The 16,901-nt window shown below is 68.1% G+C and carries 16 protein-coding genes; 14 read left to right on the forward strand and 2 right to left on the reverse strand.

The annotated features are described in order from the left end of the window. Positions 1-16: 16 nt before the first annotated feature. Together hpt and ftsH are read left to right on the forward strand one after the other, a co-directional pair. On the forward strand, positions 17-574 hold the full coding sequence (hpt, locus tag C5B97_RS02225) for a hypoxanthine phosphoribosyltransferase (protein ID WP_104251707.1): 558 nt from the start codon (positions 17-19) through the stop codon (positions 572-574). Between the two features lie 155 nt (positions 575-729). Further along, positions 730-2,706 (forward strand): ATP-dependent zinc metalloprotease FtsH, encoded by a 1,977-nt coding sequence (ftsH, locus tag C5B97_RS02230; protein ID WP_104310490.1) that lies wholly within the window; start codon positions 730-732, stop codon positions 2,704-2,706. Between the two features lie 90 nt (positions 2,707-2,796). Here ftsH and C5B97_RS02235 read toward each other — a convergent pair whose 3' ends face one another. Continuing rightward, positions 2,797-2,997 carry a hypothetical protein gene (locus C5B97_RS02235; RefSeq protein WP_104310491.1) on the reverse strand — a complete coding sequence of 67 codons (201 nt, stop codon included), beginning with the start codon at positions 2,995-2,997 and terminating at the stop codon, positions 2,797-2,799. Between the two features lie 354 nt (positions 2,998-3,351). Here C5B97_RS02235 and folP point away from each other — a divergent pair, with 354 nt between their 5' ends. The 12 genes from folP (at position 3,352) to C5B97_RS02290 (ending at position 15,745) form a co-directional block, all read left to right on the forward strand. After that, positions 3,352-5,283 (forward strand): dihydropteroate synthase, encoded by a 1,932-nt coding sequence (gene folP / locus C5B97_RS18305; protein ID WP_181026858.1) that lies wholly within the window; start codon positions 3,352-3,354, stop codon positions 5,281-5,283. Beyond that, positions 5,276-6,727, forward strand: coding sequence for a 2-amino-4-hydroxy-6-hydroxymethyldihydropteridine diphosphokinase (gene folK / locus C5B97_RS18150; RefSeq protein WP_181026859.1), 1,452 nt, complete (start codon positions 5,276-5,278; stop codon positions 6,725-6,727). The genes folP and folK overlap by 8 nt, the downstream gene beginning before the upstream one ends. Continuing rightward, positions 6,724-7,350, forward strand: a complete 627-nt coding sequence (locus C5B97_RS02250; protein ID WP_181026860.1) for a DUF3180 domain-containing protein — start codon at positions 6,724-6,726, stop codon at positions 7,348-7,350. The genes folK and C5B97_RS02250 overlap by 4 nt, the downstream gene beginning before the upstream one ends. Positions 7,351-7,479: 129 nt before the next feature. After that, positions 7,480-8,565 (forward strand): response regulator, encoded by a 1,086-nt coding sequence (locus C5B97_RS02255; protein ID WP_104310495.1) that lies wholly within the window; start codon positions 7,480-7,482, stop codon positions 8,563-8,565. Beyond that, positions 8,562-9,524: an ATP-grasp domain-containing protein gene (locus tag C5B97_RS02260; RefSeq protein ID WP_104310496.1), complete on the forward strand. Its 963-nt coding sequence runs from the start codon at positions 8,562-8,564 to the stop codon at positions 9,522-9,524. The genes C5B97_RS02255 and C5B97_RS02260 overlap by 4 nt, the downstream gene beginning before the upstream one ends. Before the next feature lies 1 nt (position 9,525). Then, positions 9,526-10,296, forward strand: coding sequence for a PHP domain-containing protein (locus C5B97_RS02265; RefSeq protein ID WP_181026875.1), 771 nt, complete (start codon positions 9,526-9,528; stop codon positions 10,294-10,296). A 44-nt stretch (positions 10,297-10,340) separates the two neighbouring features. Beyond that, the gene (locus C5B97_RS02270) at positions 10,341-11,792 is read left to right on the forward strand and encodes a glycosyltransferase family 2 protein (RefSeq protein ID WP_258067859.1); all 1,452 of its coding nucleotides are present in this window, start codon (positions 10,341-10,343) and stop codon (positions 11,790-11,792) included. Beyond that, positions 11,789-11,929: a hypothetical protein gene (locus tag C5B97_RS17845; RefSeq protein ID WP_181026861.1), complete on the forward strand. Its 141-nt coding sequence runs from the start codon at positions 11,789-11,791 to the stop codon at positions 11,927-11,929. Before C5B97_RS02270 ends, C5B97_RS17845 begins: the two co-directional genes overlap by 4 nt. Next, positions 11,926-12,285, forward strand: coding sequence for a response regulator (locus C5B97_RS02275; RefSeq protein WP_104310497.1), 360 nt, complete (start codon positions 11,926-11,928; stop codon positions 12,283-12,285). The genes C5B97_RS17845 and C5B97_RS02275 overlap by 4 nt, the downstream gene beginning before the upstream one ends. Further along, positions 12,285-12,653: a response regulator gene (locus C5B97_RS02280; RefSeq protein ID WP_219819743.1), complete on the forward strand. Its 369-nt coding sequence runs from the start codon at positions 12,285-12,287 to the stop codon at positions 12,651-12,653. Before C5B97_RS02275 ends, C5B97_RS02280 begins: the two co-directional genes overlap by 1 nt. After that, the gene (locus C5B97_RS02285; protein ID WP_104310498.1) at positions 12,650-14,380 is read left to right on the forward strand and encodes a PAS domain-containing sensor histidine kinase; all 1,731 of its coding nucleotides are present in this window, start codon (positions 12,650-12,652) and stop codon (positions 14,378-14,380) included. Before C5B97_RS02280 ends, C5B97_RS02285 begins: the two co-directional genes overlap by 4 nt. A gap of 810 nt (positions 14,381-15,190) precedes the next feature. Beyond that, complete coding sequence (locus tag C5B97_RS02290; RefSeq protein ID WP_146080695.1) at positions 15,191-15,745, forward strand: hypothetical protein; 555 nt, start codon at positions 15,191-15,193, stop codon at positions 15,743-15,745. Positions 15,746-15,778: 33 nt separating this feature from the next. Here the strand turns inward: C5B97_RS02290 and C5B97_RS02295 are convergent, their stop codons facing one another. Next, positions 15,779-16,864, reverse strand: coding sequence for a GTP-binding protein (locus C5B97_RS02295; RefSeq protein ID WP_104310500.1), 1,086 nt, complete (start codon positions 16,862-16,864; stop codon positions 15,779-15,781). Positions 16,865-16,901: the final 37 nt, after the last annotated feature.

A 16,901-nucleotide genomic window follows, 5' to 3' on the forward strand; every position in this document is an offset into this window, starting at 1 on the left:
CACCCCAGGAGCCAGGATGCGCGCCACTGATATCCCGAACGACGTCCGCGAAGTCCTCATCACGGAAGAGGAGATCCAGGCGAAGCTCGCTGAGATCGCCCGCCGCATCGAGGCTGATTACGCCGAGTGCGAGCCGCTGCTCATCGGCGTGCTGAAGGGCGCGGTCATGGTCGTCTCCGACCTGTCCCGTGAGCTGACGATCCCGCTGAAGATGGACTGGATGGCCGTGAGCTCCTACGGCTCCGGCACCGAGTCGAGCGGCGTCGTGCGCATCCTGAAGGACTTGGACACCGACCTCACGGGCCGGCACGTGCTCATCGTCGAGGACATCATCGACTCGGGCCTCACGCTGTCGTGGCTCAAGCAGAACCTCGAATCGCGCGGCCCAGCATCCGTGGAGATCTGCACGCTGCTGCGCAAGCCGGAGCGCCTCAAGTCGGATGTGCCCGTGCGCTACGTCGGCTTCGACGTGCCCAACGAGTTCGTCGTCGGCTACGGCCTCGACTACGACGAGCAGTACCGCCACCTGCGCGACATCATCGTGCTGCAGCCGCACGTGTACGGCGGCGAGTAGGCGGGGTAGCGCGACCCGGTGCATCCGCGCGCCTTCAGCGAACACTGGAGACCCGTGTCGGTGGTGCCGAGTACCATGACTTTCGATCGCGCGCCCCGGTGCGCTGGCGAAGAACCGGCTGAAAGGCACCGAGCACGCCACTCGAGTCTCGACTTATGAAGCAAGTTACCAAGATCCTCAAGAGCCCGATCTTCATCGTGGTGCTCGCCGTGCTGGTCATCGGCCTCGGCTTCAGCCTCATCAACGGCAGCGGCACCCGCGAGGTGACGACGCAGCAGGGCCTTCAGCTCCTCCAGGAGAAGAAGGCAGACAAGGTCGTCATCGTCAACGGTGACAACCGCGTCGACATGGAGCTGGCGCAGGCCGACCCCGAATACGGCCAGAATGTCCAGTTCTACTTCGTGGATGCGCGCGCCGACGACGTCGTGTCGGCCGTCGACACGGCTGCTCCCGCCGGTGGCTACGACGACGACGTGCCTCAGCCGAGCTGGCTGCTGTCGGCCGTCAGCATCCTCTTCCCGCTGCTGCTCATCGGCTTCTTCATCTGGATCCTCTTCGCCGGAGGCCTGGGTGGCGGCGGTGGCCGCGGCGTCATGCAGTTCGGCAAGTCGAAGGCGAAGCTCGTCTCGAAGGAGAGCCCGCAGGTCACGTTCGACGACGTCGCCGGTGCCAACGAGGCGCTCGAGGAGCTGCAGGAGATCAAGGAGTTCCTCAAGGAGCCGGCCAAGTTCCAGGCGGTCGGCGCCCGCATCCCGAAGGGCGTGCTGCTGTACGGCCCTCCAGGAACCGGCAAGACCCTGCTCGCCCGCGCCGTCGCGGGTGAGGCTGGCGTGCCCTTCTACTCCATCTCGGGTTCCGACTTCGTCGAGATGTTCGTGGGTGTCGGCGCGAGCCGCGTCCGCGACCTGTTCGAGCAGGCCAAGCAGAACTCGCCCGCCATCATCTTCGTCGACGAGATCGACGCCGTCGGTCGTCACCGTGGCGTCGGCATCGGCGGCGGCAACGACGAGCGCGAGCAGACCCTCAACCAGCTGCTGGTCGAGATGGACGGCTTCGACGGCTCGACGAACGTCATCCTCATCGCCGCGACGAACCGTCCGGACGTGCTCGACCCGGCGCTTCTGCGGCCAGGCCGCTTCGACCGCCAGATCGGCGTCGACGCGCCAGACCTCGACGGCCGCGCCCGCATCCTGGGCGTGCACGCCAAGGGCAAGCCGCTGTCGCAGGACGTCGACCTTCGCGTCATCGCGCGCAAGACGCCCGGCTTCACGGGTGCCGACCTCGCGAACGTGCTCAACGAGGCGGCGCTGCTCACGGCCCGCTCGAACGCGCAGATCATCGACAACGAGGCCCTCGACGAGGCGGTCGACCGCGTCATCGCCGGTCCGCAGCGTCGCAGCCGCGTCATGAACGACCAGGAGCGCCTCATCACGGCGTACCACGAGGGCGGCCACGCCCTCGCCGCCGCCGCGATGCGCCACACCGACCCGGTGACGAAGATCACGATCCTCCCGCGCGGTCGCGCCCTCGGCTACACGATGGTGCTTCCGCTGGAAGACAAGTACTCGGTCACCCGCAACGAGCTCCTCGACCAGCTGTCGTACGCCATGGGCGGCCGCGTCGCGGAGGAGATCGTGTTCCACGACCCCACGACGGGCGCATCCAACGACATCGAGAAGGCCACGAAGACGGCCCGCAAGATGGTCACCGAGTACGGAATGACCGCATCCGTCGGCTCCGTGAAGCTCGGGGAATCCTCCGCTGAGACGGTCTACGGGCAGCAGGCCGGCGCAGGTCGCAACTACTCGGAGTCGGTCGCCGAGACCGTCGACCGCGAGGTGCGCCTCCTCATCGAGCAGGCGCACGACGAGGCGTGGAAGGTCATCAACGACAACCGCGACATCCTCGACCAGCTCGCGGCCGAGCTCCTTGAGAAGGAGACGCTCGACCACGTTCGGCTGGAAGAGATCTTCGCGCCCGTGCGCAAGCTGCCCGAGCGCCCGCAGTGGCTCTCCAGCCCCGACCGGCCCGTGAGCGCGCTGCCGCCCGTGCCGCTCAAGCCGCACATCCCGGTCGACCAGATGGACCCGATCGAGCACGCTCAGGATGGCGGCGCCGAGCTCGGCTTCTAAACCCCGCATGCACGACGAAGAAGGTAGGTTCCCGGCGATGGGAACCTGCCTTCTTCGTGTGTGCGTGCACCTGCGGTCAGGGCATGGTGGCTAGGAGCCGCGCGTCTTCTTGAGAGCGGCCGCCGTCACGGCGATGCTGACGACTGCGAGGGGCACGATGAGGATGCCCATCTGCAGCAGGTTCCAGCCGAACGCGAGGAACATGGCAGTCAGGAGGGCCGTGGCCACCCAGAGCGTGATGGCGAGTGGCGTGGATGCGAAGCTCCGGAAACCGGGGCGTTCGGTCGTCATAGGTGCTCCTCCGATCGTCGGTACGCACTTCGTGGCAGCTACGCCGGGGTTTGCGTGGCCCTTCGACCCTCTCGAGGCGGGCGGTGGCCTGTCAACCTGAGGCGTTGATGCCCAGGCAACCTGCAACCGGCACGACGTCGCTGGCCCGGTCGGGGGCGCCGTCGCGCCCGCCGCCCGCTTCCATGAGCCAGTTGCTGATGATGTCGAATCTGGATGGCTCCCCTCCGCCTCGGACGCACGCCTTCGCGTCGCCGCGCGACTCGCGCGAGTGCCGCGGGGATGCGCGCGGGCTTCGTTTCGCGGGAGGATGGAGACCGACCCGCGTTGCGGGCGCTGCGGAGTGAGGACTTGCAAATGAACGATGTCGGTTCCGGATCGTCGGAGCGGGTCGATCTTGCGCGCGCGCAGGCTGCCGTGCGGGAGTTCCTGGCGGCAATCGGCGAGGACCCCGACCGCCCTGGCCTCGCGCGCACTCCCGAGCGGGTCGCGGAGGCCGCGCTCGAGCTGTTCGGCGGCATCGGGGTTGAAGCGATCACGCCTCTGGCTGGCGCCAGGTTCCCCGTCGCCGACACGCAGCAGCCGCTCGCGGCTGTCTCCGGCGCGGCCGGATCCGCGGCTCCGCTTTCCGCATCTGCGAGTGCCGTCGCGTCCGAATCTGCCTCCGCACGCGAATCCGCGTCCGCAGCTCCATCCGCGGACAACGCAACCGCGCCTGTGTCGCAGCCCGTCGTCCTCCGCGATCTCGCCTTCAGATCCATGTGCGAGCACCACCTGCTGCCCTTCTCTGGCCGTGTGCACCTCGCCTACGTGCCCGGTGATTCGATCGTCGGCTTCGGTCGTCTGCACGCGCTCCTCGAGACGCTCTCCGCACGACCGACCCTGCAGGAGCGCCTCGGCGACGAGCTGGTCGACGCAATGATGACGGCGCTCGACGCCCGCGGGGCGCTTGCGATCATCGTGGCGAGTCACGCGTGCGCCGGGCTTCGCGGCTCGCGGCAGCAGGCAGGCGTCGTCGTGACCGTGTCTGCGCGGGGCGAGCTCTCCGAGCCCATCGCTCGCGCCGAGATCATCTCGCTCATCGGGGCGCAGCCGATCGTCGCCGCCGATGAGGCCGCCGCGACGCCCGCCGCGAGCGGTCAGTCGGCTCCGCCCGCCGCGCCCATCGTCGGTCACGTGCTGCGCGGCGCGCGCTTCGACCCACGGTTGGGGACGCAGGCGAGCTCCGCGTCAGCCGACGAGGACGACACGGCTGGAGCGCCAGAAGCAGCGGAGCCGGAGGCTGCAGGGACTGCAGCGGCGGCACCCGCATCGCACGCGCCCGCCGAGGTCACCGAGCGCGACGCGCAGCTCGACGCGGCGACGGGTGAGCAGTGGGCGGAGGACTCCGGCCCCGTGAACACGCGACCGTTCGAGCTGCCGCAGCGGTTCACGAACCTGCTGCAGCCTGCGATCCCGAAGCGTCCGCGCATCCTGGGCATCCTGAACATCACGCCGGACTCCTTCAGCGACGGCGGCAAGTTCGAGGATCTCTTCAGCCAGAATCGCCGCACGAAGCGTGCGCTGCGACGTGCGCGTGAGCTCGTCGCACAGGGCGCCGACATCATCGACGTGGGTGGCGAGTCCACGCGCCCCGGCGCCGTGCGGGTGCCGCAGGAGGAGGAAGCCGCGCGCGTCCTGCCGGTCATCAAGGAGCTCGCGGGGCTCGGCGTGCTCGTGAGCATCGACACGATGTACGCGAAGACGGCCGAGGCCGCACTCGAGCTCGGCGCCGAGTACGTCAACGACGTGTCGGGCGGACTGGCCGATCCCGCGATGCTCGGCCTCGTCGCCGAGAGCGGGAACCCGTTCATCCTGAGCCACTGGCGCGGCCACTCGGTGCGCATGAACGAGCTCGCCGACTACCGCGACCCTGCCGCCGAGATCCTCTCGGAGCTGGCGGGTGCCCGGGACCGCGCCGTCGACGCCGGGCTGGACCCGTCGCAGATCGTGCTCGACCCCGGCCTCGGTTTCGCGAAGCGCCGCGACGACAACTGGGCCGTGCTGCGCGAGCTCGAGCAGTTCGTGGCGCTCGGGCATCCGCTGCTGGTGGGCGCCTCGCGGAAGCGCTTCACGGGCGAGATGCTGGGACCGGATGCGGACGTGACCGAGCGCGACCTGCCGACGGCGATCATCACGGCGCTCGCCGCGAAGGCGGGCGTCTGGGGCGTTCGGGTGCACAACGTCGAGGCGAACCGCGTGGCGCTGGATGTCGTCGACGCGTGGCGTGAAGGAGCACAGGATGACTGATCACTCGAGCGGACACGAGCCGAACCTGGACGCCAGACGGGTGGCGGATGCGCCCACCGCCACACGCAGTGCGGCCGCTGATGCTGCTCGCGGGCATGCGCACGAGCACGCGTTCGTGCGCGAGCGGGTTGTCGGTGCGACCAACAGCGTCGCCGGTCAGGTCCCGTCCGAGCTCGCAGCAACGGCGACGCCAGAGCCGGTCCGCCGCACCGGTGTCCCGGAGCCCGAGCTGGACCGCATCATCATCAGGCGCATGCACGCCCGCGGCCATCACGGGGTGTTCGAGCACGAGCGCCGGGACGGGCAGGACTTCTACGTCGACGCCGAGGCATGGGTCGACGCGGCCGCGGCCTCGTCGAGCGATCACATCGGCGACACACTGCATTACGGCGAGTGGATGCACGCGTTGCACGCGATCGTGACCGGTGAACCGGTCGATCTCATCGAGACGCTGGCCGAGCGCCTGGCGGCGGCCACGTTCGGCTTCGACGACGCGGCGGCGGTGCGGATCACGGTGCACAAGCCCCAGGCGCCTGTCGCCTTGGACTTCGAGGATGTCGCCGTGAGCATCCTGCGGCATCGGCCGGCCGCTCCGGGGGAGTACCTGGAATCGGCGGCCGCGCACGCGGTCCAGGCACCCAGCGCCCAGACGGCAGCCACGGCCGTTCCTGCCACCGTTCCCGCTGCGGCTCCGAGCACCGCCGCGTCGGCGAGCGCCGAGGACGATTTCCTCGCGCGTGAAGCGGCCGCCGCCGCGCACACCGCCTCCGACGCGTCGATCGTCCTCGACTCCGGGGGAGCCCCCAACGTGCCGCTGCCACGCATCGAGCCTGCTGGCGACCTCTTCTCGCCGATCGCGCAGCGCGAGCAGGACGAGCGCTCGCCCTCCGATGCGGCCGTCGTGAGCCGCGCCGGTGGCGCCCCGAACGCCACGTCGGCCCAGCTGCCGACACGCGTTCGCCAGGCGGTGATCGCGCTCGGCGCCAACCTCGGCGACCGCGACGCGACCCTGTCCTCCGCCCTGCGCAGCATCTCGGAGCTGCCAGGCACGAAGCTGGTCGCCGCTTCGAGCCTCTACGAGACGCCCGCGCTGACGCTCGAGGGCGTCAGCGAAGAAGCCCCCGCCTACCGAAACGCTGTGGTGCTCGTCGACACCGATCTGCCCGCCGAAGACCTTCTGCAGGCGCTGCACGCCATCGAGGATGCGCACGGCCGTACGCGCGAGACGCGCTGGGGGAGCCGAACGCTGGACCTCGATCTCATCCAGGTGTCCGGCGAGCTCCGCGACGGTGCTCTGCAGCTCCCGCACCCGCGGGCGCACGAGCGTGCGTTCGTCCTGGCCCCGTGGCTCGAGGTCGACCCGCGCGCGCAGCTCGCCCCGCACGGCAGCGTCGCGGAGTTGCGGGCGGCCGCTCCGGATCGGGTCGATCGGATCGTGCAGTGAACCTCGCGAGCAGAACGCGACCTGGCCTGCTCGTCGGGCTGGTCGTGATCGGAGGCGTGCTCGCGTGGTGCGTGGAGACCTGGCTCGTGACATCGGGTCGTCCCGTCATGGCGCCGCCGCTCACGATGCCCCTGACGCTGGTCGTGCTCGCGGCGCTGCTCCTGTGGCTCGCGTGGCCCATCCGGGCGTACACGCGCCGCCTCTGGCGTGAGCGCCGCGAGGCCGAGTCGCGGCGGCGTGCGCCTGGTCTCGAGCGCGGCGGCCGTGCCAACCCCGGGAACTGCGACGGACGCCAGGGCCAGGGCCAGGGCCAGGGCCAGGAGGGCCAGGAGATCGAACGCGACGTCAGGGGAAAGCGCGTCGACCCGCAGTACGCGTTCCGCGTGCTGGCGTTCGCTCGAGCGGCGAGCCTGGCTTCATCGCTTATGGGCGGCGTCGCGTTGGGGGTGCTCGTCTTCGCGTCGACCCGCACGGTGCCGCCCGAGGAGCCCATCTGGCACGCCGCGGTGTCGCTCATCGGCTCGGTGGTCCTGCTGGCGGTCGGACTCATCGCCGAGTCGTGGTGCCGCATCCCGCCGGGTAACGACGCGGCCTCTACCTCGCCGAACCCGATTGCGGTATAGGGGCGTTCCGTCGAAATCGCAGTAAGTTCATAAGCATTCCTCTTTCGTATTATCCGGGTATTTCGCTCCCATTTGAGAATCGCCGGAAGCGGGTGCCGCTAATTGCTTTTCCGACTACTGTTGACGACTATGCCCGAGGCTTCGTACCGCATTCTCATCATCGAAGACGACGGTGACGTCGCCGAATTCCTTGAAACGGTGCTTCGGAGGCGTCTCGGGTGCGAGGTTCGCGTGCTGCGCGACGCGGTTGCCGTGCTGATGAACGTGAACGATTTCGATCCTGATCTGGTGCTCACGGATGTAGAGCTGCCGGGAGCGAATGGCCTCGAGGTTCTGGGAAGACTGCGTGAGATCAAGCCCGATCTGCCTGTCGTGGTGATGACGGCGCACGCTTCTGTCGAGTACGCGGTGCACGCCCTGCGCCACCGTGCCGACGAGTTCCTGCAGAAGCCGATCTCGAGTGCGCTGCTGGTCAGCACCGTGCAGCGCCTTGTCGAGGCGGCCAGGGCCAGGCGCGCGCAGAACTCGCGCCGACGAGTGCTCGCGATCGGGGCGCATCCGGATGACGTAGAGATCGGTGTCGGCGGCACGCTGGCCGCTCACGCGGCTGCTGGCGATTCGATCGTCATTCTGACGCTGTCTCGCGGCGGGCGGGGCGGTGACGCCGCGGATCGGCAGCATGAGTCTCTTGCCTCTGCGGAGTCCCTTGGCGCGCGCCTCTTCCTCGAGGACCTCACGGACACGGCCATTCCGAACAGTGATCCGACGGTCGGCATCATCGAGCGGGTGATCGCCGAGACCGATCCGACGATCGTCTACACGCATTCCCGGAATGACCGTCATCAGGACCATCGCGCAGTGCATGAGGCGACGCTCGTCGCGAGTCGGCGGGTTGCAAGCGTGGCCTGTTACCAGAGCCCCTCATCGACGATCGATTTCCGTCCCACACGGTTCGTGACCGTCGACGGGTTCATAGATACGAAGCTGGGTCTCCTGGCGCGTTTCGCTTCGCAGGCCGACATCCGCGACTACCTGGCACCGGACTTCGTGCTCTCGGCGGCAAGATACTGGTCGCGGTTCGGGACGGGGACGTACAGCGAGCCGCTCGAGGTGATCCGGGATGCGAGTAGCATCACTGTGGAGCGCGGCGACGGTGAGTTCGCGACGGTGCACAATCTGGGCACGACTGAGACTGAGAAGAAGAACCGCGCATGAGACTTCGTGTTCTGATCACTGGTGCCGGTGGGCCTGCTGGGGTCGCGGTCATCCGCTCTCTGCTCGGCCGGGCTGACCTCGAGGTGTTCGCAGCTGACATGGACGGCTGGGCGAGCGGCCTGTATCTCGTCGATGCGGCGCACCGGAGGCTTGTTCCCCCCGGACTCTCGGAGGGTTTCTGCGACGCGGTGATCGCCGTCGTAGCTGCCGACGGCATCGACGTGGTCGTGTCCACAGTGGATGTGGAGCTCCCATCGCTCGCGGTTCGGCGCTCCGAGCTCGGAGCGGCGCTCGCGGCGCCCTCCGAGGAGGCGCTTGCGACGTGCCTCGACAAGTGGCTGCTCGTGCAGGCGTGCGAGCCGCACGCGCTGGTGCCGGCGACTGCTCTGCTCGATGACGAGGGCATCGCGCGCGACTGGGTCTTTCCGGTCATCGTGAAACCTCGCAGCGGTGCAGGCTCGCGCGGCGTGCATCTCGTGCACTCGCGCGAGGAGCTCGAGGCGAAGACGCGCGATGCCGCCTTGCTCATCCAGGAGAACCTCCCGGGCGACGAGTTCTCCGTGGACGTCGTGATGGGTGCCGACGGTCAGGCGATCGCCGCAGTTCCTCGTCTTCGGGCGCGCGTGGATTCCGGCGTGGCGGTTGCGGGCCGGACGGTGCATCGCTCGGAGCTCGAGGAGACGGCTGCCGCCTGTGCTCGCGCGGTTGGGCTCGTGGGGGTGGCGAACGTGCAGCTGAGGTACAGCACCGATGGCCGCCCAGCGCTGCTGGAGATCAACCCGAGGTTCTCGGGCGCTATGCCGTTGACGATAGCGGCCGGTGTGGATATGCCGTCGCTCGCGGTGGATATCGCGCTCGGCCGGTCGGTTCCTGCGCGCGTCGAGTTCCGTGAGGTCGCGAACGTTCGCTTCCTCGAGGATGTCTTCCTGCCCTGGGATGAAGTGCTCGCTCGTGCCTGAGATGCAGGCGGGTCCCGGTCTCGACGCGCTGCTGCTCGGCGACTGGCATGTCCATTCCGATTTCTCGGACGACGCGGAGAGTCCCATCTCGGCGAATGTCCGCGCCGCCGAGCGGGCCGGCCTGATGGCGATGCGGGCGACCGATCATGTGCGCCGTGACACGGCATGGGTGCCGGAGTTCGTTGCTGCGGTCGTCGAGGCGCGGGGCAGGACCGGTGTCGAGCTGGTGATCGGTGTCGAGGCGAAGATCCTGGATGCGCGTGGCACGCTCGACGTGCCGAGCGACCTCCGGGTGGGTGGCGGCGGAGTCGATGGCATTGTGATCGCCGATCACCAGTTCCCCGGTCCGGATGGTCCGTGGTCCCCGCGTGAGACGAGGGAGCGTCTCGCTCGCGGCCTGGCGGTCGAGGATGCGCTCGATCTGCTCATCGGCGCGACGATAGGCGCGATGCGCATGGCGGGCGGCGGCGCACAGCTGGCGCATCCGTTCTCGATCCTTCCCAAGGTGGGCATCGACGAGTCGCGGCTTTCGGCGGGGCATCTGTCGGCGTGGGCGTCCGCCGCGCGCGAGACGGGGACGCACATCGAGGTGAACGAGAAGTGGGTGTGCCCGAGTGCGCGGGCGATCGAGGCGGCCCTCGCAGGGGGTGCGACGCTCGTCGCGTCGACGGACAGTCACCGCGCGGCCGATGTCGGCGTCTACGACCGGGTTCGCGAGCTGCTGACGGAGGTGCCGGCGTTCAGCGCGTCGGATGCTGGTGGTGTCGCGTGAGCGGTGACGCCTGGCTCGATCTCGGCGGGGCGGTGCTGGCGACGATCTTCGTCGCGTTCGTCGCGGTCGGTGCGATCCCGGCCTTCACGATGGCCTACCAGTTCCTCATCGTGCCGTTGCACGCTCACTTCAATCACTACGCGAAGGCCGCGCCGTATCTCCCGAACGTGGCGGTTGTCGTGCCGGCGTGGAACGAGGGCGCGGTGATCGGGGGGTCGATCGATCGGCTCATGGCTCTCGAGTATCCACCGGAGCGTCTCAGGGTGTACGTCGTCGACGATGCGTCGACCGATGACACCCCCGATGTCGTTCTGGAGCGCGCCGCACGGTACCCGGGCCGGGTCTTCCACCTGCGTCGCGAGAAGGGCGGGGAGGGCAAGGCGCACACGTTGAACCATGGGCTGCGCCGCGTCCTGAGCGAGGACTGGATGGAGGCGTTGCTCATCATGGACGCCGACGTCATCTACCTTCCGGATTCGATGCGGAAGATGACAAGGCATCTCGCCGACCCCGAGGTGGGGTCGGTCACGGCGTACATCAGCGAGGGGAGCCTGCGGAAGAACTACCTGACGCGGTTCATCGCGTTCGAGTACGTCCTGTCGCAGGTCGGCAGTCGTCGCGCGCAGAATGTGCTCGGGGCTCTCGCCTGCCTCGCCGGCGGTGCGCAGCTGCATTCGCGGGAGAACCTGCTCGCCATCGGCGGGCAGATCGACACGAGCTCGCTGGCGGAGGACACGGTCACGACTTTCGAGACGCAGCTCTCCGGCCGCAAGGTGGTGTTCGAGCCGCACGCTGTCGTGCTGGCCGAGGAGCCTCGTCACGTCGGGGACCTCTGGAAGCAGCGGCTTCGCTGGGCCAGGGGCAACGTGCAGCTGACGAAGCGGTACAGCCATCTGTGGTTCCGGCCTTCGAGGGAGCACAAGCTCGGCACGGTCTCGTTCGGCCTCTTTTGGTTCAGCGTGTTCCTGCTGCCGGTGCTCATGCTGCTGTCGTCGGTCGGCCTCATCGGGCTGTACCTGATGGATTCGCCGCTTGCCTCGCTCGTGTTCCGTGCGCTCTGGATCGTGGTGGGCTGCGCATACGTCTACATCATGCTGTTCGCGGCGCAGCTCGACCCGAAGGTGGGCAGAGTGGCTTGGCGCGAGGTGCTGCTGTTCCCCGGCCTGATCTCGATGATCGTGCTGCTGGCCGCGTTCTTCCCTGGGCTGTTCGAGGAGCGTGTGCCTGCCCTGTTCGGGCTGACGCTCACCCAGGCCGGGTACGACGCTTGGAACCTGGCGATCTTCGCGTGGATCTCGCTGTGCATGGTCGCGGCGTGGGGCATGAAGGCGATCGACTCGACGAGGATCGGCCGTTTGCTGAATCCCTTCCTGGTCTATCTCATCGGTTACGGGCCGATCTTGTGCGCGGTGACGTTCGACGCCTACATCAAGGAGGCGCGTGGTGCCGCGATGACGTGGGATAAGACGGAGAAGAGCGGACGCGTGCTGGCATGAGCGAGTTGGGTGAGCGCCGTCTGGCGGAGGAGATCGAGCGGGATGCCAGAGCGGAGCGTCGCCTGTACCTGCAGGCGACGTTGGCGTTGGTGGGCGTCGCAGCGCTGGTCGTCGTGCGAGAGGTGTTCTTCCTGTGAGCGATGGGCCGTTGCGGGTGCTGATCGTGGATGACAATGCGGACCAGCGTGAGCTGCTGCGCACGCAGTTCCGGAAGGCTGGCTGCGGGGTGGCGTCAGCGGCGACCCTCGATGAAGCTCTCGCGAGCATCCGCGTCGAGGTTCCCGATGTCGCGGTGATCGACCTGCTGCTTGGTGTCGGGAGCGGCTGGGAGGTGCGGGAGAAGATCTGCGAGCTGGTGCCCGAAGTGGCCATCGTCATCTCCTCGGTTCTCGACGAGTCCGACTATCCGAGCTCGGATGATGTGCTCCCGAAGCCGTTCACGGGCAAGCAGGTCAAGGGGCTCGTGTCGCGTCTGCGTGAGAGGCGTGCCTGATGGCGACGAGGGTGGTGATCGCGGATGACGATGACGACATCCGCTTCCTGCTCGAGACTGCCGCTCGTCGGGCCGGGTTCGAGATCGCGGGCTCGTACGGCGACGGGGTGAGCGCGTTGCGCGCTGCCGTCGAGTTGTCGCCCGAACTGCTGCTTCTGGATGTGTCCATGCCCGGGCTGTCGGGGCTCGAGGTGCTCGCGCGGGTGCGTGCCCAGGAGGGCGACGTTCGGGCGCACGCGATCATCGTGTCGGCCAACGCCGCGGTCGTGGCGCTGGAGGCGGGAGAGGCGGCGGGGGCAGACGGCTATCTGACGAAGCCCTTCTCGCTGGCCCGTCTCGTCGCGATGCTCAGGGAGGTGCGGTCATGAGCGTCTCTGTGAAGAGCTCGTTCGGTCAGTTCACGATCGACACGACGTCGCCTGCGATCCGGCAGCTCGCCTCGGTGTTCGGCTTGGTGCTGGCGTTCGGTGCCATGGTCGTCGTGCCTGGCGTGGTCATCATGGAGCCTGTTGCAGCGTGGACGGGGGTCGTGATCGTGTTCGCGCTCGCGGGTGTCGCCTTCGTGATCCCGTGGCCGAAGATCGCGCCGTTGTGGCAGCTAGTCCTTCCCGTGATCACGATGCTGGCGCTCGGCCTGTTCCGCGCTGGCACGGGCGGGGCGCAGTCGATGTTCACGTCGCTGATCCTGCTCCCCCTGATCTTCATCGCGGCGGCGCCCGGTCGCCGTGCCATCTGGCTGGCGATCGGCACGTCGGTGCTGACCGTCGCGATCCCGTATCTGATCGGCACGGCGCCGTGGAGCGACCCGCTGATCCTGCGCGTCGTCTTCACCCCGTTGGTGTTCGCGGTGATCGCGAGCATCATCAACGAGCTGTCGCATCGGGCGAGGGTGCAGGTGGAGAGCTCGAAGCTCTACGCGGACGAGCGGGATCGCCGCCTTCGGGAGGTGCAGGCGAGCAACGAGGCCCGCGAGGTCGCTCTCGGCGAGCTACGCGCCTCCGAGGCCTTCAACCGCAGCGTCTGGAACGCCGCGGTCCACGAGATTGCCATCGTGACGGAGCTCGACGGGACGATCGTGGCGTGGGGTCCTGGTGCGCGCAACCTCCTCGGCCCGGCATCGAGCGAGGTCGTGAGGTCCCGGAATGTGACGGAGTTCCTGTCTGAGGCCTCTGCGTGCGCGTTGCGCGGCGAGGGAGAGGGCGATGAGGGCGGGGATCGCCTGCTTCGGCGTCTTGTCCAGATCGCCGGATGCGACGAGCAGGCGGGGACGCTCGTTGAGTTGGTCCGCACCGATGGAGAGCCGCTGTCGACGCTGATGACGTGCGCTCCGAGGAAGACGCCAGAGGGGGACGTAGTCGGTCACATCTTCATCGCGTACGACATGACGCAGGTCAATGAAGCTTCCAGACTCAAGGATGAGTTCGTGGGCACGATCTCGCACGAGCTGCGGACTCCGCTGAGTTCCATCCTCGGCTACCTGGAGCTCGCTCGCGATGAGGAGAGCGGGCCGCTTAACGACGAGCAGCGTCACTACCTCGAGGTGGCTGAACGCAACGCTCAGCGGCTGCTCGCGCTCGTCGGGGACCTGCTCTTCGTCGCTCAGGTGGACGCGGGGAAGGTGCCGATGGAGTTCTCGCCGGTGCGCATCGGGGAGGTCGTGCGGCAGTCGTTGGAGACGGCACTGCCGACTGCTGCGCAGGCCTCGGTAGAACTAGTCCGTGAGCCAGGTAATGAGGAGGAGACTCTCGCCGGCGACGCGATGCGCCTCGGGCAGGCGATCGACAACCTGATCTCGAACGCGGTGAAGTTCACGCCGCGGGGCGGTGTCGTCCGCGTCGGGGTGCGCCGGGATGGGAACCAGCTCGTGGTGTACGTGTCGGACACGGGCATGGGCATTCCCGAGGCGGAGATGCATCGTCTCTTCACGAAGTTCTTCCGTGCGACGACGGCGACGAAGCAGGCGGTTCCTGGTGTGGGCCTCGGTCTGAACATCACGCTCGCGATCGTGAAGGCGCACGGCGGGCGGCTGGAGGCGTCGAGCACGGTGGGCGAAGGCACGACCTTCGAGATGCACCTGCCGGTCGCCGCGCGCTGAGCGTGCTCGCCTCCGCGGTGATTCGCACCGTGCCGCCCGAGGAGTCCGGCTGGGGGCACCGTGGGGTGCTCGGTCACGCCGCGACCAGCCCTCTGCGCGCACGCCTCGCAAACTTTGGTGACTATTCGCGGTCTCTGCACGGTTTGCGCGCAGAGCGTCTCGGCTAGTCCCCGAACCTGGCGGCCTGGCCGGACGACCAGCAGGTGCCCGGAGGAGGGCCGCCCGCGGTCGTGAGCGGTGCCTCCCGGCCTGCTCGCGTCAACTTCGGTGACTATTCAGCCGTACAAGTTCCAAGGCACGCGCGAGGGCGCATCAGTCACCGAAGTTTGCCAAGGCGGGACATCGGCCGCGATGGCGGCGCGGGATCTTGTCCACAGTTTCTCGACTGGTCGTCCGAAGATAGGGCCTCTGGCGTTGGCTGTGCACATGCCGCCGTTGCCCTCTGACTTCGAAGCCCCCATCGGCGGGGTGTTCGCGCGTGACCGTTGGCTACGGTTCGGTGGTTCTGACGCTGAACTTCGACGGAGTCTCCGGGCTGGTGTGTTTCGCCGGGTTGCGCCTGGTTGGTACGCGCTTCCGGATGCGAGCAGCCATGCGGTGAAGGCGGTTCAGGTGGGCGGCCGGGTGACGTGCTCGAGTGCCCTTGCGCTGCTGGGTGCCTGGGATCTGAAGTCTCCGCTCACGCATGTGCGTGTGCGTCTCGGCGCCGGTGGCGAGATGAGGCGGCGTGCTGGGGGCACGCGGGATGTCGCAGCACAGTCGCGAGCGGGAGTTCGCTTGCATCGGCGGCCACGGTCGTTGGCGCTTCCGTTGGGGAAGGACGCCGTCGACGATGTGGAGTCGGCGGTCGGGTCCGCGCTTTTGTGCCTGGACGAGCCTGATCTGGTCGTTGTGGTCGATTCGCTCCTCCAACGGCGGATTCTCGAGTTCGGCACGTTGGAGGCATTTGCTGCTCGCGTGCCTTCTGGCGCGCTAAGCAAGCTGCGCTATGTGAGCGGCGCAGCCATGTCGGGAACCGAGTCGAAGGTGCGCTTCTGGTTGCAGAGCGGGGGTCACCGAGTGGAGCCCCAGTCGTGGTTCGAGGGCGTGGGCTTTGTGGACCTTCTGGTCGACGGATGGCTGGTGATCGAGTGTGATTCGAGGTTGCATCACACCGATCAGGCGGCGTTCGAGGGTGATCGTTCGCGCGATCTCGTGTTGAACGGAGTGCGCGTGCATTCGCGAGTGCGGGTCGTCCGGCTGTCGTATCGGCAGGTCATGTTCGACTGGGAGGCGACGACGCTTGCTCTGTTGGGGGTTCTCGAGCAGGGGCCGTCGGCCTCGCGGTTGCGGGCGCGTCGGCGGAGGGGTCGGGGCTTTTCGTAGCGTGACGAGGCGCGTCTCGGTGGCGTTTGTCCGCTACTCCCATCCCGGGAACTGGTCGGCATAACCATGCCAGGCGGTCGGGCCGGTGATGAGCTCATCGTCGGTGAGGGCGCAGTCGTGCAGGGCGGTGTCGATGGCGTCGGTGCGGAGGTTCTTCCCGAAGAAGGCGATGGTGGTGCCGATGGGTGCGTCCGGGTCTGAGCTGGCGAGGCCGGAGGCGCCGAGCTGGATGCTGCTGCCTGTGCTCGACCAGTCGCCGACGTGATCCGTGCGGCTGGCGAGGCGGAAGAGTCCGCGGGAGCGGGCGATGAGTCCGACTCGGTCGGGGGTCAGGCCGCCGAGGGCTGTGGCGAGGCGTTCGGGGTGGAGGGGTCTCGGCTCGTTGAAGACGTGGCAGTCGAGGGGGCCGCCGGCCGGCGGGAAGTGCGTGTGTTCGTCGAGGCGCAGCATCCAGCCGGCGGTGGAGGCGAGCTGGTGCGCGAGTCGTGGACGGATCGGCCGCAGTCGCCGCCCGAGTTCGGTGGCCGCGGCTGGTGTGGTGATGGCGGTTGTGGGGTTGAGCTGCTGGATGAGCGCGCAGGTCTCGCTGACGACGCCGGCGGGGTGCGCGTCGGCGGCGGTGAGGACGATGACGGTCGCGAACTCGAGCTGCCCGACGAGGGTGGCGGATGCGTCGGTGTCGTCTGGCGGGGAGGTTCCCTCTTGGAACAGCAGGCGTCTGACGTCGGAGATGCTGGCGACGGTGACGAACTCTCGTGGGCCTATGACGAGCCCAGCTTCATCATCGCCTGGAGTTGAAGCCCTCGCGCCGCGTCCCTCGGCGAGGACATGCTCCATCGCGAGTCCGATGCTCTGCGGGTCTGCGTCTGCCGAGAGCTCGACGATGGTGTTGCCGCGCCGTCCGTCCGAGGCCTGCCGCAGCAGGTCCTCGGCGAGTTCGACGCCGAGCTCCAGCGCCCCCGTCTGCTCGTCGCCGTAGTCGCTCGCGGGTGTTGGGCCGCCGGGTTCGCCGCACATGAGGGCGGTCACGAGTTGCCGCCCGGAGGTTTCGAGGCCGCTGACGAGGGTCATGCCGAGTGAGCTCGTCGCGGTCTGGCTGGTTGGCTGGTTGGGGGTCATGCGAGTAGTCTAATGAGAAAGATTCTCAAGAAGGAGG

The sequence above is a fragment of the Pseudoclavibacter sp. RFBB5 genome (genome assembly GCF_002931555.1).
GTDB lineage: Bacteria > Actinomycetota > Actinomycetes > Actinomycetales > Microbacteriaceae > Pseudoclavibacter.